We start from the raw sequence: 23,499 nt of genomic DNA on the forward strand, positions 1-23,499 counted from the left end.
CCGCCCCTACCCCAGCGGCGCCGTCCGCTGCCACGGATGCCGCCGCTCCAACTGCTCGGCCACCTCCAGCAGATCCGCCTCCGACCCCGGACGCCCCACCAGCTGTACGGCGCAGGGGGCGCCGGAGGGCAGCGTGCCGAAGGGGACCGACATCGCGGGCCAGCCGGTCAGGTTCCACGGCGGGGTCATGGGCGAGTAGTTCGTGTTGGCCAGCACGTTGCTCAGCCAGCCCCGCTCGTGCCAGGGCCCGGCCTTGGGGGAGCGGCGGGCGAGTGCCGGGGTGAGCAGCACGTCGTACTCGGCGAAGAACGGCTCCAGGCGCCGGCGCAGTGTCTCCCGCGCCGTGCCTGTGCGGGCTGTGCCGACGAATGACCGCCCGATGGCCGCATGGACCCGGGTGCGCCGCGCGAGCTGCCGTCTGTCGAGGCCCTGCGCGTCCACGAAGGTGCCCGCCGTCCAGTGGGCGAGCGAGGTGAGGCTCAGCGACACCGGATACGGCGGGTCGGCGCGCCGTACCGGGTGACCTGCCTTGATGAGCAGCCCGGCGGCCTCCCGGACCGCGGTCGTATAGGGCTTGGTGACGGCGACTCCGGCGATCGGGCTGCGCAGGGAGACGGCGACCTTGTGCGTGACGGGCCCGTCCCGTCGTACGAACTCGGTGTCCGCGATGACCGACAGCATCAGGCGGGCGTCCTCGACGGTCGTGGCCAGGGGCCCGTTCTCGGACATGCCGAACCAGTCGCCGTCGCTGACGCCGGCCGGGACCACGCCGGCGCCCGGCTTCAGGGTGAGCAGGCCGCAGTTGGCCGCCGGTATGCGCAAGGAGCCCATGCCGTCGTTGCCGAGGGCGATCGGCACCAGGCCGGCGGCGACGGCGGCCGCGCTGCCGCCAGAGGAGCCGCCCGCCGTGCGGGAGGTGTCCCACGGGTTGCGGGCGGTGCCGTGGACGCCCTCGGTAGTGCCGAAGACGCACAGTTCCGGCACGTTGGTGAGACCCACGACCACCGCTCCCGCCGCCCGTAGCCGGGCCACGGTGACATGGTCGGCGCCGGCGGGTGTGTCCGCGGTCGCGGCGCTGCCGAGGCGCCGGGACTCGCCCCGCACGGCCAGATTGTCCTTGACGGCCACGGGCACGCCGGCCAGGGGCAGTTCGGCGAGGTCGCCGCGCGCGGCCACCTCGTCGGCCTCAGCGAGCGCCGCCTCGGCGCGTACCACCCGGAAGGCTCCGATGCGACCGTCCAGCCGTTCGATCCGGGCGAGGTGCTCGGCCACCACTTCGCTGGGCGTGGCCCGCTTCTCGCGTACGGCGGCGGCGATCTCGGTGGCGGTCCGGCCGACCCAGCTGGTCACGGGCGCTCCTCGGAGGTGGACGGGGTGCGAATGCCGTGAGCGTACTGGCGAGTTCGGATATTCGGACCGGTCTTCTTGGACTTTTCGCGAGATGACCGCACCGGGGCACCCACCGGACCCGGTCGCGGGTCCGAGCAGCACGCTTCAGCGCAGGTGCCGTTCGAAGAAGGCCATCGTGGCGTCCATCGAACGCGGCCACTGCGGTCCGAACGTGTGGCCCTCACCGTCATAGGTCCGTAGCTCGACGTCCTTGCCCGCCGCATCGAACGCGGCGACCGTCTGCCTCGACCAGGTGAGGGGACACGTGTCGTCCGCCGTGCCGTGGTGGACGAGCAGCGGCTCGGTCACGCGGTCGACGTAGGTGACGGGCGAGACTTCCCGCCAGAAGGCCGGGTTCTCCTCCGGGGTGCCGTGCTCGGCCTCGATCTCGGCGACGATCGGGTCGTTCTCGGGGCGCTGGAACTGGTCGATGTTCTCCTCCGGGCGGGAGCTGACCGGCGCGAACACCACCGCCGCGTCGACCAGGCCCGGCGCCACCACCAGCGTGTTGTACACGACACCGCCGCCCATCGACCGGCCCAGCAGGCCGATCCGGTCGCCGTCGATCTCCGCGCGGCCGGAGGAGCGCAGGGCCATCACCGCGGCGATGACGTCCTCCGTGTAGCCGAGGCGGAGGTTCACGTCGTTGTCGGGGTCGTCGTCCGAGCCCGCGTGGTTGCGGTAGTCGGTGTGCAGAACCACGTAGCCGTTGCGGGCGAGGAGGTCCTGTTCGCGTGCCAGGCCGCGGCCGGTGGTGTAGACGGCGGGGTCGATGTAGCCGTGGGCCAGCACCAGCGCCGGGAACGGCCCCTTGCCGGTCGGGATGTTCATGAGGCCCGAGATCGTCAGCCCGTTCGCCTCGTACGTCACCCGGTAGCTCGTGTAGGCGTCGGTCCGGGCGAGCACGGTGCCGAGGCGGAGGCCGGAGCCGTGGTGCTCGCGCTGGATCAGGCCCGGGATCGACACCGGGTTGACGGGCGTGCGAGTCGGGGAGGGGGTCGGCCCCCCGGCGCTGGTCCGTGCCGGCGGGCTGCTGCGTGCCGCGTCGTCGCCGTCACCGCCGTCACCGCCGTCGCCTCCGGTGCAGCCGACCACGGCCACCAGCAGAAGTGCGGCGGCGGCGCAGGCTGTTCCCCATGACCGCATGCGGCCCATTGTCCACGACGACAACGGCCCCTGGGAGGACCCGGTGCGACCGGGCCCTCCCGCGTCCGGTTACCCGTAGAACGGCCCCGGCGTGCTCCAGGTCGTGTGGCCGTTCTAGCGCCTGATCTACCGCGCGAGTTGACTGCGCAGCCACTCCTCCACCTCCCCCACATGCGCGGCCGCCGCCGCCCGCGCCGCCTCCGGGTCGCGGGCGACCAGGGCGCGGTGGATGGCGGCGTGTTCGCGGCGGGTGCGGGCGAAGGCGCCCTCCTCCTGGTAGCCACGCCAGACACGGGCACGGAAGGTGCGGGAGGACAGGCCGTCCAGGATCGCGGCCATGGTCTCGTTGCCGGCGGCCGTCGCGATCTCGCGGTGGAAGGCCAGGTCGTGGGCGAGGATCTCCTCGGGGTCGTCCGTGGCGTTCATCGCCGTCAGATGCTTCTCGACCTCGGCGAGCTGGTCCGGGGTGATCCGGGCGGCGGCCAGCGCGGTCGCCGTCGACTCCAGAATGCGGCGCACCTCCAGCAGCTCCACCAGACGCGGGCCGCGCGAGAGGTCGGCCACCACACCGAAGGTCTCCAGCAGGTCGCCGGCCTCCAGTTGCGTGACGTAGATGCCCGAACCGTGCCGGGCCTCCAGCACGCCCAGGACGGTGAGCGCGCGGATCGCCTCACGCATCGAGCTGCGGGAGATGCCGAGCCGGGCGGCCAGATCGCGCTCGGTGGGCAGCCGCTGGCCCGGCTCCAGCCGCCCCTCGCCGATCATCGCCTTGATCTGCTCGATGGCGCGCTGTGTCACGGTGCCCTTCTGCGGGGCTGTCTCGTCCACGCCATTCCTCCACTCACCGGGTGCGCCGCAGTCTAACCATCGGTGTGGTCCGACCACTATGGCTTCAAACCGCGAAAATCTGCCCCGGGAGGGTGTTGTTCCCGGGAAGTGGTCTGATAAATATGCGGGCATCTGCTCGAACACGCTCAATGAGGAGCCGCCAGATGCCCGGCAGGACAGTGGGGAAGCGGAACAGGTTTCGTAGCGTCGGCACGGTGGCCACGGCCGTCGGCGCGTCGCTGGTGCTCGCCGCGTGCGGCAGCACCAAGGACACGGGGAGTGCCTCCAGTGCGGGAGGCGACGGTGACGGCAAGGTCGGGGTGATCCTGCCCCTGCTGACCTCGCCGTTCTGGCAGTCGTACAACGACTACGTGCCCAAGATGGCGAAGTCCGAGAAGGTCGACGCGCTGAAGACGGTGAACTCCAACAGCGACCCCTCCCAGCAGATCACCGACATCAACAACCAGCTCAACCAGGGCGTCAAGGGCCTGGTCGTCGCCCCGCTGGACAGTGCCGCCATCGAGGCCGGCCTCGACCAGGCCGAACGCAAGGGCGTGCCGGTCGTCGCCGTCGACGTGGCGCCGGACAAGGGCAAGGTCGCCATGGTGGTGCGCGCCAACAACGTCTCGTACGGCGAGAAGGCCTGCCAGTACCTCGGCGAGCAGATACCGTCCGGCAAGGTCGTGCAGATCATGGGCGACCTCGCCTCCGTCAACGGCCGTGACCGCTCCGAGGCCTTCCGCGCCTGCGTGAAAAAGAACTTTCCCAAGCTGAAGGTGCTGGAGATCCCCGCCAAGTGGGAGTCCGACACCGCCGCTTCGAAGCTGGACACCCTCCTCAACGCCAACCCCGACATCAAGGGCATCTACATGCAGGCGGGCGGCGTCTACCTCGCCCCGACCCTGCAGACCCTCAAGTCCAAGGGGATGCTGAAGAAGGCCGGCCAGGCGGGCCACATCGCGATCGTCTCCAACGACGGAATCCCGCAGGAGTACGACGCCATCCGCAAGGGCGAGATCGACGCCACCGTCTCGCAGCCCGCGGACCTGTACGCCAAGTACGGCATGTACTACATCAAGGCGGCGATGGAGGGGAAGACGTTCAAGCCGGGCCCGACCGACCACGACTCGACGATCGTCGAGCTGCCCAGCGGCATCCTCGAGGACCAGCTGCCCGCACCCCTGGTCACCAAGGACAACGTGGATGACCCCGAGCTGTGGGGCAACACGGTCGAATGAGCACTGGAGTGATCACGCCACTCGTCGAGGCGCAGGGCATCGTCAAGCGGTACGGCCCCACCACCGCCCTCGCCGACGGCCGGCTCACCGTCCTGCCCGGCGAGTCCCACGCCCTCGTCGGGCGCAACGGCGCCGGCAAGTCCACCCTCGTCACCGTACTCACCGGCCTTCAGGCCCCGGACGAGGGCACGGTCCGCTTCGACGGCGAACCCGCGCCCCCGCTCGCCGACCGGGACGCCTGGCGCCGCAAGGTCGCCTGCGTCTACCAGCGGACCACCCTCGTCCCGGAACTGACGGTCGCTGAGAATCTCTTCATCGCCGAAATTCACGCTGCCAAGTCAACGAGGCCGAGGTTCAGGAGCGGCCGGGGGTCCGGGGGTTGTCCCCCGGATGAACACAGCATCAACCGGCAGCCGCTCGAACGCGGGTTCATCAGCTGGCGGCGGCTCAAGAGCCAGGCCGCCGAGCTGCTCGACACCTGGGACGTGCACGTCGACCCGGAGACGCGCACCGCCGACCTCAAGGTCGAGGACCGGCAAATGGTGGAGATCGCCCGGGCGTTGAGCTTCGGCGCCCGCTTCATCGTCCTCGACGAGCCGACCGCCCAGCTCGACAACCGTGAGATCGAGCGCCTGTTCACCCGCATGCGCGCCCTGCAGGACTCCGGGGTCACCTTCCTGTTCATCTCGCACCACCTCCAGGAGGTGTACGAGGTGTGCCAGACCGTGACCGTCCTGCGCGACGCCCGCTGGATCACCACCGCCCCCGTCGCCGACCTGCCGAGGGCCGCGCTGGTGGAGGCCATGGCGGGGGAGACCATCGAGACGCTCGCCGACCAGGCCGTACAGGAAAGGCTCGTCGACGACAGCGCTCCTGTCCTCCTCGACGCCCGCGGCCTCACCTCGGAGGCGTACGAGGACGTCGACCTGACCGTCCGCAGTGGCGAGGTCGTCGGACTCGCCGGATCCAGTGCCAGCGGCAAGATCGAACTGGCCGAGTCCTTCACGGGACTGCACACGCCCAGCGGCGGCACGGCTCAACTCGACGGAAAACAGCTCCCGTTCGGCGATGTGCAGGCCGCTCTGCGCGCCGGCGTCGGCTGTGTCCCCCGCGACCGTCACTCCCAGGGCCTGGTCGTCGGCATGACCGTCGGCGACAACGCCACCCTGAGCGTCCTCGACCGGCTCGGCCGCTACGGCTTCGTCGGCACCGACCGCAAACGCGGCTTCGCCACCGAGCTGATCGACCGCCTCGACATCCACACCGAAGGCCCCGACCAGCCCGTCTCCGACCTGTCCGGCGGCAACGCCCAGAAGGTCGTGATGGCCCGCGCCCTCGCCTCCGACCCACGGCTGCTGGTCCTGATCAACCCCACCGCGGGCGTCGACGTGAAGTCCAAGGAGTCCCTGCTCGCCCGCGTCGACAGCGCCCGCGAGGACGGCACCGCCGTACTCGTCGTCTCCGACGAACTCGACGACCTCAGGCGCTGCGACCGCGTCCTCGTCCTCTTCCACGGCCGCGTGGTCGCCGAGCACCCGGCGGGCTGGCGCGACCACGAGCTGATCGCCTCCATCGAAGGAGTGGACCATGGCTGACACCAAGGCCGCCCCGCCCCTCACGCCGCTCCAGACCCCGGCCGCCCGGTCGGCCAGGACCGTCCTGCTGCGCCGGGCCCGCGAACTCGCCCTCGTACCGGCCCTGTTGCTGCTCATGGTGCTCGGCGCCATCGTCAACGACTCGTTCCTCACCGAACGCAACCTGATCTCGATCCTCGGCGCCTCCGCCGCCCTCGCGATGGTCGTGCTCGCCGAGTCGCTGGTGCTGATCACCGGCAAGTTCGACCTGTCCCTCGAATCCGTCGTCGGCATCGCGCCCGCCGTGGGCGCGCTCCTCGTGCTGCCCGCCGCCCAGTCCGGCTGGGGCACCGAGTTTCCCGCCGCACTCGCCCTCCTCTCGATACTCGTCGTCGGCGCGGCGATCGGCGCCTTCAACGGCGTCCTGGTCGTCAAGTTCAAGCTGAACGCGTTCATCGTGACGCTCGCGATGCTGATCGTCCTGCGCGGTCTGCTCGTCGGCGCGACCAAGGGCAAGACGCTGTTCGGCATGCCCGACAGCTTCTACTCGCTGGCCACCACCACCTTCCTGAACATCCCGATGTCGGTGTGGCTCGCCGCGGTCGCCTTCGCGGTCGCCGGGTTCGTGCTCAAGTACCACCGCGTCGGACGCGCCCTGTACGCCATCGGAGGCAACGCGGACGCGGCGCGCGCGGCCGGCATCCGCGTCGACCGGGTGATGCTCGGCGTGTTCGTCGTCGCCGGTGTCCTCGCCTCCGTCGGCGGGCTCCTGCAGACCGGCTACGTGGGCGCCATCAGCGCCAACCAGGGCCAGAACATGATCTTCACCGTGTTCGCGGCGGCGGTGATCGGCGGCATCAGCCTCGACGGCGGCAAGGGCACCATGTTCGGCGCCCTGACCGGCGTACTCCTCCTCGGAGTCGTACAGAACCTGCTCACCCTCGCCCAGGTGCCGTCCTTCTGGATCCAGGCCATCTACGGCGGAATCATCCTGCTCGCCCTCATGATCGCCCGCGTCACGACGGGGCGCGCCCAGGACTGACCCGCCTCGTCCCCGTCACCGACCGAAAGGCCCTCTGTGTCCCCGACGCCCGTCCGCATCACCGCGGTCGACACCTACGACATCAGATTCCCCACGTCACGCGAGCTCGACGGCTCCGACGCGATGAACCCGGACCCCGACTACTCGGCCGCGTACGTCGTCCTGCGCACCGACGCCGAGGACGGGCCGGAGGGGCACGGCTTCACCTTCACCATCGGGCGGGGCAACGAGGTCCAGGTCGCCGCGATCCACGCGCTGCGCCACCATGTGGTCGGACGGTCCGTCGAGGAGGTGTGCGCGGACCCGGGTGGACTCTTCCGGGACCTGATCGGGGACAGTCAGCTGCGCTGGCTCGGGCCCGAGAAGGGCGTGATGCACATGGCGATCGGCGCGGTGGTCAACGCCGTGTGGGACCTGGCGGCCAAGCGCGCCGAAAAGCCACTGTGGCGGCTGCTCGCCGAGGCCGAGCCGGAGTGGCTGGTCGGACAGATCGACTTCCGCTACCTGACGGACGCGCTCACCCCCGAGGAGGCGCTGGAGATCCTGCGCAAGGGCCGGGAGGGCGCCGCCGAGCGCACGGCGGACCTGCTCGCCCAGGGCTACCCCGCCTACACCACCTCTCCCGGCTGGCTCGGCTACAGCGACGACAAGCTCACCCGGCTCGCCGCCCGGGCGGTCGCCGACGGCTTCCGGCAGATCAAGCTCAAGGTCGGCGCGGACCTCGAGGACGACATCCGTCGCTGCCGTGTCGCCCGCGCGGTCGTCGGCCCGGACATCCGCGTGGCCATCGACGCCAACCAGCGCTGGGACGTCCAGGAAGCGGTCCGCTGGACCAAGGCCCTCGCCGAGTTCGACCCGTACTGGATCGAGGAGCCCACCAGCCCCGACGACGTGCTCGGCCACGCGGCGATCCGCGAAGCCGTGGCCCCCGTCAAGGTGGCCACCGGCGAGCACGTCCACAACCGGATCGTCTTCAAGCAGCTCCTCCAGGCCGGCGCGATCGACATCCTCCAGATCGACGCGGCCCGGGTGGCGGGCGTCAACGAGAACCTCGCCATCCTGCTGCTCGCGGCCAAGTTCGGGGTGCCCGTCTGCCCGCACGCGGGCGGTGTCGGCCTGTGCGAACTCGTCCAACACCTGTCGATGTTCGACTACCTGGCGCTGTCCGGCACCACCGAGGACCGTGTCATCGAGTACGTCGACCATCTGCACGACCACTTCCTCGACCCGGTGGTGATCCGCGAGGGTCACTACGCGGCACCCACCGCGCCGGGCTTCTCGGCGGCGATGCGGCCGGAGTCCATCGCGCGGTACACGTTCCCCGACGGCGCCTTCTGGGCAGCCGATCTCGCGACGACCGACAAGACGACCGACGAGACGACCGACGAGACGACCGACAAGAAGGGACAGGCGGCATGAGCGACTTCGAGGGCCTCAAGGCCCTGGTGACGGGCGGCGCCTCCGGCATCGGCCGTGCGACGGCCGAACTCCTCGCCGCACGTGGGGCCCAGGTCGCCGTCCTCGACCTGGACCCGTCGTCGGTCGAGAAGCCGCTGCTCGCCTACCGGGCCGACGTCACCGACGACGCCTCCGTACGCCAGGCCGTGGCGGCCGCCGCCGCCGACCTCGGCGGACTCGACGTCCTGATCAACAACGCGGGCATCGGCGCCCAGGGCACCGTCGCGGACAACGACGACGAGGAGTGGCACCGCGTCCTCGACGTCAACGTCGTCGGCATGGTCCGCGTGGCCCGCGCCGCCCTGCCCCATCTGCGCGCCTCAGAGCACGCGGCGATCGTCAACACGTCCTCCATCGCGGCCACCGCGGGCCTCCCGCAGCGGGCGCTGTACAGCGCGACCAAGGGCGCCGTGTACTCCCTCACCCTCGCGATGGCCGCCGACCATGTCCGCGAGGGCATCCGCGTCAACTGCGTGAATCCCGGCACGGCGGACACCCCGTGGATCGGCCGCCTGCTGTCCAAGGCCCCGGACCCGGCCGCCGAACGTGCCGCCCTGGAGGCCCGCCAGCCCACCGGCCGCCTTGTCTCGGCGGACGAGGTCGCGGGCGCGATCGCCTATCTGGCGAGCCCGCTGTCCGGCGCCACGACCGGCACCTCACTCGCCGTGGACGGCGGCATGCAGGGCCTGCGCCTGCGTCCGGTGGGCCAGTGAACACGCTCGGCGGGAGCGGCGTGCGGGTCAGTCCCCTGGCCTTCGGCGCCGCCGCGATCGGCAACCTCTTCACCGAGGTCGGCGAGGAGCAGGCGCACGAGGCCGTGACCGCCGCCTGGCAGCGGGGCGTGCGCTACTTCGACACCGCTCCGCACTACGGCCTCGGCCTGTCCGAACGCCGACTCGGGGCGGCCCTGCGGGAGCACCCCCGGAAGCGGTACACGGTCTCGACCAAGGTGGGCCGACGTCTGGAGGCCTTTCAGGACGGCGACGACGACCTGGCCAACGGCTTCGCGGTTCCCGCCACCCAGCGCCGCGTCTGGGACTTCAGCGGCGACGGCGTACGACGCACCCTGGAGGCCAGCCTCGAACGGCTCGGCCTCGACCGCGTGGACGTCGTCTACCTCCACGACCCCGACGACCACGCCGAACAGGCCTTCCGGGAGGGCTACCCGGCCCTGGAGAAGCTCCGCTCGGAGGGCGTCGTCGGCGCGATCGGCGCGGGCATGAACCAGTCCGAGATGCTCACCCGCTTCGTCCGTGACACGGACGTCGACGTGGTGCTGTGCGCGGGCCGCTACACCCTGCTGGATCAGCGGGCTTTGATCGAGTTGCTGCCCGAAGCGCAGGAACGTGGTGTCTCCGTCGTCGTCGGCGGCGCCTTCAACTCCGGCCTGCTGGCGGACCCGAGACCGGGAGCCACGTACAACTACGCCCAGGCGACCGCCGAGTTGCTGGACCGAGCCCTGCGCCTGAAGTCCGTCGCCGACCGCCACGGCACCACCCTGCGGGCCGCCGCTCTGGCCTTCTGCGCCGCCCACCCAGCGGTCGCGAGCGTCCTCGTCGGCACCCGCTCCGCAGCCGAAGTCCACGACTGCGCCGACCAGTTCGCGGCCACGGTCCCCGCCGCCTTCTGGCAGGAGCTGCGCGACAGCGGCCTCCTGCGCGCCGACGCCCCGGTCCCCGCGGAGGAACCGTCAGAGGAGTCGTCGGAGGAGCCGTCATGAGAGTCGCCCTGCACACCAAGGTCCGCGCGGACCGCGTCGACGAGTACGAGGCCGCCCACCGCGAGGTCCCCGTCGAGCTCACCGACGCGATCCGCGCCGCAGGTGCCACCTCCTGGACGATCTGGCGCAGCGGCACCGATCTCTTCCACGTCCTGGAGTGCGCGGACTACGCCCGCCTCCTCGCCGAGCTGGAGAAACTGCCGGTCAACGTCGCCTGGCAGGCCCGGATGGCCGAGCTGCTGGACGTGGTGCACGACTACTCCGACGAGGGCGCCGACGCCGGCCTGCCCGTCGTATGGGAGCTGCCATGACCGTGGACGCGCACCACCACGTCTGGGACCTGTCCGTACGGGACCAGGACTGGATCGGCGAAGACAGCCGTCTCCGACGCGATTTCACGGTGGAAGACCTCGCACCCGAGGCCCGCGCGGCAGGCGTCGACCGCACCGTCCTCGTCCAGACCATCACCGTCCCCGAAGAGACCCCGGAGTTCCTGGCCCTGGCCGCCGAGCACGAGCTGATCGCGGGCGTCGTCGGCTGGACCGACCTGACCCGCCCCGACGTGCCCGACGAACTGGCCCGGCTGCGGGAACTGCCCGGCGGGCGGTATCTCAAGGGCATCCGGCACCAGGTCCAGGGCGAGCCGGATCCGGAGTGGCTGCTGCGTCCGGACGTACGCCGTGGCCTGACCGCCGTCGCCGACGCCGGGCTGGTCCACGACCTGGTCGTGCTGCCCCACCAGCTTCCGGCCTGCATCAAGGCGGCGGCCTCGCTGCCCGAGCTCACCTTCGTCCTCGACCACTTGGGCAAGCCGCCCATAGCCTCCGGCACGCTCGAACCCTGGGCGTCCGATCTCCGGGCCTTCGCCGCCCTCCCCAACACGGTCTGCAAGGTCTCCGGCATGGTCACCGCAGCCGACCTCGCGTCTTGGACGATCGACGACCTGCGCCCCTACGCCGACGTCGTGCTGGACGCCTTCGGCCCTGACCGCCTGATGTTCGGCTCGGACTGGCCGGTGTGCACGCTCGCGGCGACGTACGGCGAAGTACTCGACGTCGCACACCAGTTGACCAGCGGACACGAACGCACCCAGATCTTCGGGGCCACCGCCACGCGCGTCTACGACCTCTGAGCCTCCTCCATCAGCCGCGTCGGCGGCAGATACTCCCGCACATACGTCCGCTCCCAGCACGCACCCGTCTCCCGCAGCTCACGCCAGGTCGTGTACCGGTAGCGGAAGAGGCGGGCGCGGACGAAGCGGGGTGGCGCGTCGGGCGGGAACGGCGAGCGGCGCAGCAGCTTCAGCGTGTCGCGGTCGTTCTCCAGCAGTCGCTCCACCAGGGCGCCGAACCACGACCCGGCGTAGGCGGGCGACAGCGCGGCGAACCACATCATCCAGTCGAGCCGCAGATGATAGGGCGCGAACTGGCGCGGCCAGTGCCGGGGATCACCCGGCTTGCCCTTGAACTCGTACTCCCGCCAGTCCGAGTCCTCGCGCGGTACGTCGTCGGCCGTGCCCTCGACGATCACCTCGTAGCGGACCCGGCTGACGCTGCCGAACGCGCCGTAGGTGTTGACCAGATGGAGCGGGTCGAAGGAGCGGTTCATGACCTGGCGGCGGGAGATCATGTTGCGGACCGGCTGGTAACTGAGCGCCACGAGCAGCGCGGCGACCGCGAGGACCACGACCTCGTACCAGAGCGGCGCGTTGGGCACCGACGGCGGATCACTCGGGAACTCCACCGCCGACAGGGCCAGCACGATGGTGATCCAGTTCAGCCAGGAGAAGTTGCCCGACAGCACCAGCCACAGCTGGGTGACGATCATCAGCGACGCGGCGGCCGTGGCGATCGGCTGCGGGGTGAAGAGGAGGATCGGCACCACGAGTTGGGTGAAGTGGTTGGCGGCCACCTCCACCCGGTGCAGGGGCCTGGGCAGATGGTGGAAGTACCAGCTGAGCGGCCCCGGCATCGGCTGTGTCTCGTGGTGGTGGTCGAGGCAGGTCAGCTTCCGCCAGCACTCGTCGCCACGCATCTTGATCAGACCCGCGCCGAACTCGACACGGAACAGGATCCAGCGCAGCAGGAACAGGACCAGGATCGGCGGAGCCACTTCGTCGTTGCCCAGGAATACCGCGAGGAAGCCGACCTCCAGGAGCAGGGACTCCCAGCCGAAGCCGTACCAGGTCTGGCCGACGTTCACGATCGACAGGTACAGCACCCACGGCACCAGCCAGAGCAACATCCCGCCCCACAAGGGAAGTAGGGAGTCGAGCCCCGCGAGCAGTGCCGCCGACACCGCGCAGCCCGCCCAGGCGCAGACCGCGAAGAAGCGATCCGAGTAGTGGAGGTGGAAGAGGCTGGGCGCCCGTTTGAAGGGCACCCGCTCGACGAACCGGGGCACGGGCAGCATCCCGCGCTCGCCGATCAGCGCGCGGAACTGCAGCGCCGCCGTCAGGAACGCCACGAGGTACACGGCGGCCAGAGCCCGCTGGAAGACCAGCCGGCTCATCCAGTAGTCGGATGCGGTGAACCAATCCATGGCCGTGCGCTCCTCGTCTCCATTCTCGCGCCGGAACCCTACGTGACTGTGCGTGTACCTCCCTTCCGCTTGCGTAACCCAAGCGAGCGAAGCAGACAATAGTGACGAACTGCCCGGGATGGACGGGAGAGTGTGGTGCGGACACCCACCGGAACCCTCGTCGCGGCCTGCGCGCTCTCGGCGGCGCTCATCGTCGCCGGCTGCGGCGGCGACGGGGACGAGGACACGAAGTCGAGCGGGGAGCTCGTCCTCCAACCGGTAGCGGACCCGGGGCCGGACCCCTTCACGGACTCCACCGCGACCTCGACGGCCACGCCGTCTCCGGTCACCCGAACGCCGCAACCGGCGCCGCCGGAGCCGACCGTGGTGCGATCCGTGTCCGGCGGGATGCCCGGCCTCTACGGCGGCGAAGAGCGGGTCGGCAGCTGTGACGTCGAACGTCAGATCGGCCACCTGCGTGCCGACCCGGCCAAGGCCCGTGCCTTCGCCCAGGTCGCGGGTGTCTCCCAGGCCTCGGTCCCGGACTACCTGCGTGGTCTGGCCCCGGTCGAGCTGCGCGCCGACACCCGGGTCACCAACCACGGCTTCCGCGACGGACACGTGACCACCTACCAGGCCGTCCTCCAGGCGGGCACGGCCGTCCTCGTCGACAACCGGGGGGTGCCGCGCGTCCGCTGCGCGTGCGGCAACCCGCTGAAGCCGCCGGTGGTGATGCGGGGCAGCCCCGGCACTCACGGCCGCCCCTGGGTCGGCTTCCGGCCCATGCGGGTGGTCGTGGTGGCACCGACCGTGCAGGTGATCACCAACATCACGATCATCGACAGCGTCGACCACACCTGGATCGAGCGGCGGATCGGCCATGACGCACGGCACGACCGCAGCGTGCCCGCGCCGGACGCGGTGGCGTCGGAGCCGGAGCCTGCTCCGTCCCCGGATGGGGGCGCGTCCAGCGCCTTGTCGGGCACCTTGTCGGGCGAGGGCGGCGTGTCTCCTGCGGACGGGAGCGATGAGAGGGCTTCCCCGGGCGCGACCGACTGCGTGACCCCGACCGTCACTGGTACGCCGGGCGTCACCGAGGGCACGCCGATCGACACGCCGACGGACATGGCGACAGACATGCCGACGGACATGCCGACGGACACGCCGATCGACACGCCGACGGACGAGCCGACCGACTGCCCCACGGCCACGGCCACGGCCACCGCCACGCCCACACCCCCCACGACCGAGCCCGACGTCGGGACGACGGTCCCCGAGGAGCCCACCGAGGAGCCCACCGCCGAAAAGCCCACCGAGCCCGACGCCCTCCCCAACCCCTCGGACGCGACCGGCCCCGAGTCCGTGCCGGAAACCCCCGACCTGCCCGACGGCGGCGGCCTGATCCCCGACGCCGACGACCCGGCCGGCACGGACAGCGTCTGACGTCGGCACGCTTCACCGGTCGTATACCGGTCCGTCTCCCGGTCGAATAATCGGCCGACTCCTGGGAAGGTGGCCCCATGGTTGATCGGGGAGCGAGCGCCCTGTCACTCCCGGACGACTGGCCCGCCCACCCGGATCCGATCCTGGCGCTCAACCGCATGGGCAGCTTCGACTGGGACCTGGACACCGGTCTGTTCCACATGGACGCCCAGGCCCATGAAGTCTTCGACATGCGCCCCGACGAATACGACGGGTACCCCGAGACCCTGTCCGTGCGGTTCCCACGCGCGGAGGCCCACCGGCTCGACGCCCTCGTCGCCCACGCCATCAAGGACGGCAGCGAGAACTACGGCACCTACTTCCGGCTCCGCTGCCGCGACGGCACCCTGCGCTGGACCCACACCCAGGGCTACATCCGACGCGACGAGACGGGACGCCCCCGCCGGATCATCGGCATCGTCCGCGACGCCACCCAGGAGATCGGTGAGATCGAGGCGCGCCGCGACCAGGCCGCCCAGGACGAGGCCCGCCGCCGGCAGACCAACGTCGTCCAGCTCACCACCGCCGCCCTCGCCCACGCCCGCACCGTGGACGACGTCATCGACGTCCTCAAGGACACCCACGGACTCACCCGCCTGGGCGCCACCAGCCTCGTCATGGGCCTGGTCGAGGCGGGCCGCATCCGGCTGGTCGCCGACGGCCCGGACGGCAGCTTCGTGCCCGGCACCCGCGTGACCCGGATCGACGAGCCCTACCCGATGAGCGAGGTCGTCCGCACGCTCAGCCCGCGCTTCATCGAGTCGCCGGAGGAGTTCGCCGAGCGGTACCCGGTGCTCTGGCCGCACATCACCGGCCTGGACATCACCTCGGCCGCCTATCTGCCGCTCATCGCCGAGGCCCGTCCGATCGGCGCCATGGGCCTGCTCTACAGCGACCGGCGAGGCTTCTCGCCCGAGGACCGCAATGTTCTCATCGCCCTCGGCAGCAGCATCGCGCAGAGCCTCATGCGGGCCATGCTCTACGAGCAGGACAAGGACCTCGCGACCGGCCTCCAGCAGGCCATGCTGCCGCGCACCATCCCCAGCGTCCCGGGCGCCGACGTCGCCGTCCGCTACCGTTCCGCCTCGCTCGGCCGGGACATCGGCGGTGACTGGTACGACCTGATCCCGCTGCCGGGCGGCCGCGTCGGCGCCGTCATCGGCGACGTCCAGGGCCACGACACGCACGCCGCCGCGGTCATGGGCCAACTGCGCATCGTCCTGAGGGCCTACGCCGCCGAGGGCCACACCCCCGCCACGGTGATGGCCCGTGCCTCCGTCTTCCTCCACGAACTCGACACCGACCGCTTCGCGACCTGCCTGTACGCGGAGGCCGACCTGTCCACCGGAGTGGTCCAGGTGGTCCGGGCCGGCCACATCGACCCGCTGGTCCGCCACCCCGACGGAAGCTGCCGCCGTGTCTTTCTCGAGGGCGGTCTGCCGCTCGGCCTGTCCGCCGAGTTCGGACGTCTCGAATACCCCGTCGCCACCCTCGAACTGGACCCCGGTCACACCCTGATGCTGTGCACCGACGGTCTGGTCGAACAGCCCGGCGCCGACCTCGACGACGGCATGCGGACCCTCACGGCCCTCGTCGCCGCCGGCCCGGACGACGTACGGGACCTCGCCGACTGCCTCATCGACGTGGCCGAGGAGCGCGGCGGCGACGACGACGTGGCTCTGCTCCTGCTGCGCCGCCGCGGCCTGGACAGGCCGCGGTCCGGTGGCCGGCTCCAGCAGCACGTGGCACCCGGCGACCCCGAGGCCCTCGCCGGGGCCCGCCACATGATCCGCGCCGCGGTCACCGCCTGGGGCGCCCGCGACCGCGCCGACGAGATCGAACTGGTCGCCGACGAGCTGATCACCAACGCCCTCATGCACACCGAGGGCTCCGCCGTCGTCACCCTGCGGGCCCTCACCGGCAGCGACCGCCGGCTGCGCGTCGAAGTCGAGGACGCCTCCAGCGCCCTGCCACGCCGCCGCGAGGCGGGGGAGTCGGGGGTCTCCGGCCGGGGCCTGCTCCTGGTCGACCTGCTCACCGACGTGTGGGGCGTGGAGGCGCGGGGCGGCGGCAAGTGCGTGTGGTGCGAGTTCGTGGTGACCTGAGCTGATGCCGGGAGTCTCCGGTGGCACTCTGGACGTATGCCGGAACTCCCCGAGGTGGAAGCGCTCAAGGACTTCCTGACCGAGCACCTGGTCGGACACGAGATCGTCCGGGTGCTGCCCGTCGCGATCAGTGTCCTGAAGACGTACGACCCTCCGCTCACCGCCCTCGAGGGCCACGAGGTCATCGCCGTGCGCCGGTACGGCAAGTTCCTCGACCTCGCCACGGACGGCGGCCCGCACTTCGTGACCCACCTGGCGCGCGCGGGCTGGCTGCACTGGAAGGACAAGCTCCCCGACGGCCCGCCCCGCCCCGGCAAGGGCCCCCTCGCGCTGCGCGTGGCCCTGGAGACCGGCGCGGGCTTCGACCTGACCGAGGCGGGCACCCAGAAGCGCCTCGCGGTCTACGTAGTCCACGACCCCCAGGAGGTCCCGGGCGTGGCCCGCCTCGGCCCCGACCCGCTCGCCGACGACTTCGGCGAGGAGCGCTTCGCCGCCCTCCTCGCCGGTGAACGCCGGCAACTCAAGGGCGCCCTGCGGGACCAGTCCCTGATCGCGGGCGTCGGCAACGCCTACAGCGACGAGATCCTGCACGCCGCGAAGATGTCCCCCTTCAAACTCGCGGCTTCCCTCACCCCGCAGGAGACCCACACCCTCTACGAAGCCCTGCGCACGACGCTCACCGAGGCGATCGAGCGGTCCCGTGGCGTCGCCGCCGGCCGCCTCAAGGCCGAGAAGAAGAGCGGCCTGCGCGTCCACGGCCGTACCGGCGAACCCTGCCCGGTGTGCGGCGACACCATCCGCGAGGTCTCCTTCAGCGACTCCTCGCTGCAGTACTGCCCGACCTGCCAAACGGGTGGGAAGCCGCTGGCGGACCGGAGGTTGTCGAGGTTGCTGAAGTAGTCACCGGCTCCGGCTGCCCACGAGGTAGGTGACCAGCACGAGCACGCTAGCGGGACTCCAGCGTCACCAGATGCTCCCCGTCGACCGTGCGGAGTTCGTAGCGGGCGATCTGGTCGGCATGCATGGCCGAACTGCCGTGCATGGTGTTCTCCCGGGCGTCGTGGTGGGGCACGTTCCAGTTGGTCACCGTCTGCTCCGAGCCGTCGTGGCCGATGGCGATGAGCCGGCAGGCGCGGGGACCGGCCCCGTCCTTGACCTTGAGCTGCACCTCGCTGCCCCAGGCCTCGTCCTCGGTGGTGACCTGCGCCCATACGCCCGACCGCTCGTCCGTCGCGGTGATCCGCACGGGCTCCTTGCCGCCCTCCATCGTCATCGCGATCCCGGATCCGGCCACGGCGAAGACCACCGACGCGGCCACGGCATACCACAGCCGTCTGCGCCGCGCCCGGTGCCGCGCCGACACCTCGCCGAGCAGCCGGTCCAGCAGCCTCGGGCCGGGCTGCGCCATGGGGTGCACCACACGCGGCGTCGCCCGGCGGTACAGCATCAACTGCCGGGTGGTGGGGCCGAATTCGGTCACGTGTGCCGCACAGCGGGGGCACTCCATGAGGTGGTCCTCGAAGCGGAAGGCGTCCGCCTCGTCCAGCACGCCGAGCGCGTACGCGCCGACGTCGCGATGCCTCTCCAGGGACCTCATGCCGAATCCTCGTGCCGTTGGGTGCGGGTGGGGGTTACTCCGGTTTACGCCTTGCTCCCACCGGTACGGACCAGCCAGCCGAATCACTCAAGCCCCATACAGAATCGTAACCAAGGGGTTCGGAGCGGCCGGACCCGAGGATTGGTCCGAGTCGAAACGAATCTAGAAAAGATGGATGGCGAGGTGTCCCAGGGGCAACCCCAGCTGCCAGGCCGGCGTCCACACCTTGGGCCCCTCGTCCTCGCCGATCATCGCGGCGCCGCCCGGCACCGCGTTCAGGTCCGGGGCGAGCAGCTCGGTCTCCTCCAGCCAGCGCCAGGCCGCCTCGGCCAGCGCCAGGTCGGGCGCGGGGGCCTCGGAGGCGAGCGTCTCGGCGGTGAGCTGGGCCATGCGTTCGCACACCCAGTCCTGCCACGGCTGGTCGTAGGCGGTCAGCGACAGCCAGGTCTCCAGCTGGGAGACGACCTGGATGCCGGAGAGCTCGCCGTCGGTGTCGGAGAGGAAGATGGTCAGCGCCAGGGCGTCCCGCCCCGCGCGGAACTCGAAGGACGTCGGCGGCATCAGATCGCCGGACCGCAGCAGCTCGTCGGCGATGTACTCGGCGTACAACCACGCCATGGGGACGGTCAGTTCGCCGCCGCCGGCGCCGTCCGTGCTCTCGTGACCTCTGTGCAGCATCCCTTCCTGCCTTCCTCCGGTGCGTGCGCGTCACCCGATACCGGGCCCTGGGGCCCTGCCCCATTCGGAACACGGATGAGGACAGCCGATTACTCAACCGGGGTCAGCGGCAAGGCGCTTTACGGAGGTTTGACTCAGCCATTGGTTTCAGCGCAGGTCGGCCGCGTATCCCGGTAGCACCCGGCGCAGGGCGCGCAACGCGTAGTACGCGCGGGACTTCACGGTACCGGGCGGAATCCCGAGGGCCTCCGCGGCCTCCGCCACACTCGCCCCCTGGAAATACACCAGCACCAGGACTTCACGGTGCTCCGGAGTGAGTGTCTTCACAGCTTCGCGCACATCGAGGGTGGCGGCGGCCCGCTCGGCGTGGTCGGCGCACACCCGGGCGTTCTCCAGGATCGCGTCGCCGACCTCCGGCGGCCGCGCCTGCCGGGCCCGGCGCGCGTCGATCGCCAGCCGCCGTCCCACGGTCAGCAGCCACGGCCGTACGGACTCGAAGTCGTCGGCGCGCAGGGCTTCGGGATGCTGCCAGGCGCGCACCAGCGTCTCCTGTACGAGGTCCTCGGCGCGCTGTCGGTCACCGTCGCAGAGCCGGAGCAGCAGCGCGAAGAGGGGCCGGCCGTGCTCCCGCTGCAGTGCGGCGAGCTCGTGCTCGGCGGTCGTCGTCCCGTTGGTGAGGGTGGTTCCGGCCGTCATGGCCGTATGGCACATCAGGGGACCGATTCCGGCCAGGGTGGGAGCGCGGCTCTGCGGCGGACGGTCGATCGCGTCGACGAACGGTTCGATGAACGGTCCATTCCGCGTCGTTCACGCGCTCCGGACGGGCTAAGAGGGCAGGAAGACCGTTTGCGGGCACGTTCAGCTTCGTACCTATTTATGAGTAAATATGATCTCAATGGGGTGAGCTGATGATTGCACGCAGACGACAGGTTGCCCTGGCCCTCACGGCCCTGCTCGCAGCGGGCGCCGCCTGCCAGGCCGAGGGTCAGGAGCCGTCCGGTCCGGCCGGACATCCCGCGCCGACCAACACCCCCGGGTTCACGCTCGTCGCCTCCGGCGACGTCCTCCCGCACAGCTCGATCATCGAGCGTGCGCGCTTCGACGCGGGCGGCAAAGGCCACGACTTCCGCCCGATGCTCGCCGGTGTCAAGCCGGTCGTCTCCCGTGCCGATCTGGCGCTGTGTCACATGGAGACGGTCTACGGCGAGAACGGCCGCTACACCGGCTACCCCACCTTCAAGTCCCCGCCCGAGGTGGCCAAGGGCCTGGCCGCCACCGGCTACGACGGCTGCTCCACCGCCTCCAACCACAGCCTCGACGACGGCGCCGCCGGCATCGGTCGCACGCTGGACGCCCTCGACCGGGCGGGCGTACGGCACGCCGGCACGGCGCGCACCGAGGAAGAGGCGCGCGTGCCCACCATCCTGCGCGCGGGCGAGGCGAACGTCGCCCACCTCGCGTACACGTACGGCACGAACGGCTTCCCGCTCCCGCAGGGACAGCCCTGGGCCGTCAACCTCATCGACGAGAACAAGATCGTCGCGGACGCCCGGGCGGCCCGCGCGGCGGGCGCCGACGTGGTCGTCGTGTCCCTGCACTGGGGCACCGAATGGCAGGACGCACCCGACGAGCGGCAACTGACCCTGGCCCAGCGGCTCACGGCCGCGCGCACCGGCCACCGCCCCGACATCGACCTCATCCTCGGCACCCACGCGCATGTCCCGCAGGCTTACGAGAAGGTCAACGGCACCTGGGTGATCTACGGAATGGGCGACCAGATCGCCGGTGAGATGTTCAACCACCAGCGGGTGCAGGACCGGCGCGGCAACCAGTCCACCCTCGGCCGCTTCACCTTCGCCCCGCCCGCCCGGCCGGGGGAGCGCTGGAAGGTGACCCGGGCCGAGTTCGTGCCGCAGTTGTTCGACATCGACGCGGGCCGGGCGGTGAACCTCAACCAGGCGCTCGCCGCGGGCGCCGACGTGCGCGCCGTACGCGACCGGATCCGGGACGTGGTCCTCAGCCGGGGCGCGGCACAGGACGGGCTCGTGATGGGCCGGTAGCGACTCGGCCCGGTGTGTCCCCATCGGGTGGCCTAGGCCCTGTCGTCAAATTCCCGCCTGCCCCGCGACGCCATGCACGCACTCTCGCCGCACCGGGCACAGGCCCACGTACGACCAGTACGAGGGCCTGCGCCCGGCACGCCGAGAGCACGCACCTGACGCTGCGGGGCCCGCCCTTCGGGCGGACGACGGGAATGTGACGACAGGGCCTAGGGCCGTTCTGCCAGCGCCGACCGCCGGTACGAGTAGCCGAAGTAGATCACCAGCCCGAGCGCGAACCACACGGCGAACCGCACCCAGGTCTGCCACTGCAGGTAGGTGATGAGCCAGATCGAGAAGCCGACCCCTACCGCCGGCACGACCGGCATCCACGGTGTGCGGAAGGTGCGCGGCAGCTCCGGCTGCCGGTAGCGCAGCACGATCACCGCCACGCACACCACCACGAACGCCAGCAGGATGCCGATGTTGGTGAGCTCGGCCGCCTCGCCGATCGGCAGGAACCCGGCGATCACGGCCGACGCGACCCCGACGATCCAGGTCACCCGCGTCGGCACGTGCCGGGTCGGGTGCGTCTTGGCGAACCACTTCGGCAGCAGCCCGTCACGGGACATGGAGAACCAGACACGGGTGACGCCCAGCATGAACGTGAACATGACCGTGAGGATCCCGATGATCGCGCCCACCGCGATCACGTCCGCCAGTCCGCCGAGTCCCACCGACTTGAACGCCGTCGAGAAGCCGCTCTCCTTGTCGATGTCCGGGTAGTTCTGCATGCCCGTCAGGACCAGGCAGGCGGCCACGTACAGCACCATCGAGATGGCCAGGGAGTAGATGATCGCCTTCGGCATGTGCCGCTGCGCGTCCTTCGACTCCTCGGCCGCCGTCGACATGGCGTCGTAGCCGAAGACCGCGAAGAACACGGTCGCCGCACCGGTGAACGCCCCGCCGACCCCGTACGGGAAGAACGGGTTGTAGTTCGCCGTGTCGATGTGGAACACGCCGACGGCGATCACCAGCAGCACGACCAGCACCTTCAGCACGACCACGACCGTCTCGAAGCGGGCCGCGTTCTTGATGCCGAGGGTGAGCAGATACGCGATCAGCAGGCACAGCACGGCCGCGAACAGGTCGACCTTGTGCCCGTCTCCGGTGCCCGGCGCGCCCAGCATCCAGTTCGGCAGATCGGCGCCCATCTCGCCGACGAGGAAGCTGAAGTAGCCGGAGATGCCGATCGCGACCACCGCCACGATCGCCGTGTACTCCAGCAGCAGGTCCCAGCCGATGAACCAGCCCGCGAGCTCGCCGAGCACCGCGTATCCGTACGTGTAGGCGGAACCGGCCTTCGGGATGAGCCCCGCGAACTCGGCGTACGACAGGGCGGCAGCGGCGCTCGCGACGCCGGCGACGAGGAAGGAGACGAGGACCGCGGGGCCCGCTGTGCCATTGGCCACCGTGCCGGCGAGCGTGAAGATTCCGGCGCCGATGATGCCGCCCACACCGATCGCGGTCAGCTGCCACAGCCCGAGCGACCGGTCGAGCCGTGCGCCCGCGCCGACCTCCGTCTCTTCAATGTGTTCGATGGGTTTGCGGCGGAGAATCCCCTCGCCCGCGCGGAGTCCGGCCATGCCCGTCACCTCTTTGTGTTCGGCAAACGGCTGACTGGCGGCTCATGATGGCGCAGTGACGCCCGTGGCGAAAGGCAGCACACAACTCACCACACAACTCCTCCGCGTGGTTACGGCACCACGGTCACCGGCCACCGCCCCGCCTTCACCAGCCGTACCGCGACCGAGCCGACGATCCGATGGCCGGCCTGCTCCGAGGCGCCCACCACGACCGCGTCCGCCTTCAGTTGGTCCGCGGCCTTCACCAGGCCGTTGTAGGGGTCGCCGCGGAAGGTGTGGAACTCCCAGCGCATGTCGAATATCCCCTTGTTGTGTTCGGTCGCCTCCCAGATCTGCGCCACCAGGTCCTCGGCGATCGCGTCCGTCGTCTCGGTGACCGGCGCCCCGACCGCCGCGCCCGCCGCCAGCACCGGCTGCACGTAGACGATGGCGAGCAGCGCGTGCTGGCGCCGGGCCAAGCCGGAGGCATATGCCGCCGCGCGGACCGAGGAGTCGGAGCCGTCCACGCCGACCACGATGACCTTGGGGCCGTCCGTGCCCCGTTCGAACTGGTGCGAGTGCTGTTCCGTCACGGCTGGGAGGCTATCCGAAATCCCAGGTCGCACCGGAGTGCGGGATCACTCGACCATCGCCTGCGCAAACTCCGGGGAAACGGGCACCCGAAGGCGGGCATCGGTCGGCCGGCACCGAAGGCCTGCCGTCGCTCTCGGCGCTCGGCCTCGCCGGAGGGGACGGGGCCGGGGCCGGTGAACCTCCACGCGGACCCGCCCGGACAGGTCTGGCACCGATCGGTGGGTCGTCGCCCTTCCCGCCGGTGCCCCGCCGCTGCTCCGAAACGCTGGGCCGTAAGGGTGCTTTCGTACAGCCGCCCCGGTGTCGTTGCGGTGCGTCGGGGCCGTCGTGGGCGAGTGATGAGTCATGACGAAGGATCAGTTGCTCACACGGCTGTTCACCCGGCGCGGGGCGCTGCTCGCCGGCGCCGCCGCCGTCGGGGCGGTCGGCACGGCCGGTCTGCTGTCGCCGGGCTCGGACGGCGA

At 70.8% G+C, this 23,499-nt stretch carries 21 protein-coding genes and 1 pseudogene; 13 read left to right on the forward strand and 9 right to left on the reverse strand.

Annotated elements, in window-relative coordinates; all coding sequences use genetic code 11:
- Positions 1–6 precede the first annotated feature (6 nt).
- The 3 genes from CLM62_RS15505 to CLM62_RS15515 form a co-directional block, all read right to left on the reverse strand.
- Positions 7–1,350: an amidase gene (locus CLM62_RS15505; RefSeq protein ID WP_095750453.1), complete on the reverse strand. Its 1,344-nt coding sequence runs from the start codon at positions 1,348–1,350 to the stop codon at positions 7–9.
- Between the two features lie 144 nt (positions 1,351–1,494).
- Positions 1,495–2,535: a S9 family peptidase gene (locus CLM62_RS15510; RefSeq protein ID WP_257003858.1), complete on the reverse strand. Its 1,041-nt coding sequence runs from the start codon at positions 2,533–2,535 to the stop codon at positions 1,495–1,497.
- 126 nt (positions 2,536–2,661) lie between these two features.
- Positions 2,662–3,363, reverse strand: a complete 702-nt coding sequence (locus CLM62_RS15515) for a FadR/GntR family transcriptional regulator (RefSeq protein ID WP_095750454.1) — start codon at positions 3,361–3,363, stop codon at positions 2,662–2,664.
- 164 nt (positions 3,364–3,527) lie between these two features.
- Between CLM62_RS15515 and CLM62_RS15520 the strand changes: the two genes are divergently transcribed.
- The 8 genes from CLM62_RS15520 to CLM62_RS15555 are packed head-to-tail and all read left to right on the forward strand — an operon-like array spanning position 3,528 to position 11,527.
- Positions 3,528–4,601 (forward strand): sugar ABC transporter substrate-binding protein, encoded by a 1,074-nt coding sequence (locus CLM62_RS15520; RefSeq protein WP_095750455.1) that lies wholly within the window; start codon positions 3,528–3,530, stop codon positions 4,599–4,601.
- A complete protein-coding gene (locus CLM62_RS15525) occupies positions 4,598–6,196 on the forward strand; it encodes a sugar ABC transporter ATP-binding protein (protein ID WP_095750456.1) in 1,599 nt (532 codons plus the stop codon). The genes CLM62_RS15520 and CLM62_RS15525 overlap by 4 nt, the downstream gene beginning before the upstream one ends.
- Positions 6,189–7,217: an ABC transporter permease gene (locus tag CLM62_RS15530; RefSeq protein WP_095750457.1), complete on the forward strand. Its 1,029-nt coding sequence runs from the start codon at positions 6,189–6,191 to the stop codon at positions 7,215–7,217. The genes CLM62_RS15525 and CLM62_RS15530 overlap by 8 nt, the downstream gene beginning before the upstream one ends.
- Positions 7,218–7,253: 36 nt before the next feature.
- Entirely contained in the window at positions 7,254–8,636 is a 1,383-nt protein-coding gene (locus tag CLM62_RS15535; protein WP_257003859.1) for an L-fuconate dehydratase, read from the forward strand.
- Positions 8,633–9,388, forward strand: a complete 756-nt coding sequence (locus CLM62_RS15540) for an SDR family NAD(P)-dependent oxidoreductase (protein ID WP_095750458.1) — start codon at positions 8,633–8,635, stop codon at positions 9,386–9,388. The genes CLM62_RS15535 and CLM62_RS15540 overlap by 4 nt, the downstream gene beginning before the upstream one ends.
- The gene (locus tag CLM62_RS15545) at positions 9,385–10,395 is read left to right on the forward strand and encodes an aldo/keto reductase (protein WP_095750459.1); all 1,011 of its coding nucleotides are present in this window, start codon (positions 9,385–9,387) and stop codon (positions 10,393–10,395) included. The genes CLM62_RS15540 and CLM62_RS15545 overlap by 4 nt, the downstream gene beginning before the upstream one ends.
- Positions 10,392–10,706, forward strand: coding sequence for an L-rhamnose mutarotase (locus tag CLM62_RS15550; RefSeq protein ID WP_095750460.1), 315 nt, complete (start codon positions 10,392–10,394; stop codon positions 10,704–10,706). The genes CLM62_RS15545 and CLM62_RS15550 overlap by 4 nt, the downstream gene beginning before the upstream one ends.
- On the forward strand, positions 10,703–11,527 hold the full coding sequence (locus CLM62_RS15555; RefSeq protein ID WP_095750461.1) for an amidohydrolase: 825 nt from the start codon (positions 10,703–10,705) through the stop codon (positions 11,525–11,527). Before CLM62_RS15550 ends, CLM62_RS15555 begins: the two co-directional genes overlap by 4 nt.
- On the opposite strand, the gene CLM62_RS15560 is transcribed toward CLM62_RS15555, so the two are convergent.
- Positions 11,515–12,936, reverse strand: coding sequence for a lipase maturation factor family protein (locus CLM62_RS15560; RefSeq protein WP_095750462.1), 1,422 nt, complete (start codon positions 12,934–12,936; stop codon positions 11,515–11,517). The genes CLM62_RS15555 and CLM62_RS15560 overlap by 13 nt on opposite strands.
- Before the next feature lie 135 nt (positions 12,937–13,071).
- Between CLM62_RS15560 and CLM62_RS15565 the strand changes: the two genes are divergently transcribed.
- The 3 genes from CLM62_RS15565 (at position 13,072) to CLM62_RS15575 (ending at position 17,402) form a co-directional block, all read left to right on the forward strand.
- Positions 13,072–14,358, forward strand: a complete 1,287-nt coding sequence (locus tag CLM62_RS15565; protein ID WP_095750463.1) for a DUF6777 domain-containing protein — start codon at positions 13,072–13,074, stop codon at positions 14,356–14,358.
- Positions 14,359–14,435: 77 nt separating this feature from the next.
- The gene (locus tag CLM62_RS15570) at positions 14,436–16,502 is read left to right on the forward strand and encodes a SpoIIE family protein phosphatase (RefSeq protein ID WP_095750464.1); all 2,067 of its coding nucleotides are present in this window, start codon (positions 14,436–14,438) and stop codon (positions 16,500–16,502) included.
- 36 nt (positions 16,503–16,538) lie between these two features.
- A complete protein-coding gene (locus tag CLM62_RS15575; RefSeq protein ID WP_095750465.1) occupies positions 16,539–17,402 on the forward strand; it encodes an Fpg/Nei family DNA glycosylase in 864 nt (287 codons plus the stop codon).
- A 46-nt stretch (positions 17,403–17,448) separates the two neighbouring features.
- Here CLM62_RS15575 and CLM62_RS15580 read toward each other — a convergent pair whose 3' ends face one another.
- The 3 genes from CLM62_RS15580 to CLM62_RS15590 form a co-directional block, all read right to left on the reverse strand.
- Positions 17,449–18,099, reverse strand: a complete 651-nt coding sequence (locus CLM62_RS15580; protein WP_095750466.1) for a zf-HC2 domain-containing protein — start codon at positions 18,097–18,099, stop codon at positions 17,449–17,451.
- 162 nt (positions 18,100–18,261) lie between these two features.
- Positions 18,262–18,777, reverse strand: coding sequence for a hypothetical protein (locus CLM62_RS15585; RefSeq protein ID WP_095750467.1), 516 nt, complete (start codon positions 18,775–18,777; stop codon positions 18,262–18,264).
- Positions 18,778–18,924: 147 nt separating this feature from the next.
- Entirely contained in the window at positions 18,925–19,473 is a 549-nt protein-coding gene (locus CLM62_RS15590; RefSeq protein WP_095750468.1) for a sigma-70 family RNA polymerase sigma factor, read from the reverse strand.
- A gap of 212 nt (positions 19,474–19,685) precedes the next feature.
- On the opposite strand from CLM62_RS15590, the gene CLM62_RS15595 reads away from it, so the two are divergent.
- The gene (locus CLM62_RS15595) at positions 19,686–20,837 is read left to right on the forward strand and encodes a CapA family protein (protein WP_095750469.1); all 1,152 of its coding nucleotides are present in this window, start codon (positions 19,686–19,688) and stop codon (positions 20,835–20,837) included.
- 209 nt (positions 20,838–21,046) lie between these two features.
- Here CLM62_RS15595 and CLM62_RS15605 read toward each other — a convergent pair whose 3' ends face one another.
- Together CLM62_RS15605 and CLM62_RS15610 are read right to left on the reverse strand one after the other, a co-directional pair.
- A complete protein-coding gene (locus CLM62_RS15605; protein WP_095750552.1) occupies positions 21,047–22,462 on the reverse strand; it encodes an amino acid permease in 1,416 nt (471 codons plus the stop codon).
- A gap of 110 nt (positions 22,463–22,572) precedes the next feature.
- Complete coding sequence (locus CLM62_RS15610) at positions 22,573–23,034, reverse strand: universal stress protein (protein WP_095750471.1); 462 nt, start codon at positions 23,032–23,034, stop codon at positions 22,573–22,575.
- 346 nt (positions 23,035–23,380) lie between these two features.
- Between CLM62_RS15610 and CLM62_RS51495 the strand changes: the two are divergent.
- Positions 23,381–23,499 (forward strand): annotated as a pseudogene (locus CLM62_RS51495) (polysaccharide deacetylase family protein); the annotation flags it as partial.

The organism is Streptomyces sp. SA15 (genome assembly GCF_002291145.1).
GTDB lineage: Bacteria > Actinomycetota > Actinomycetes > Streptomycetales > Streptomycetaceae > Streptomyces.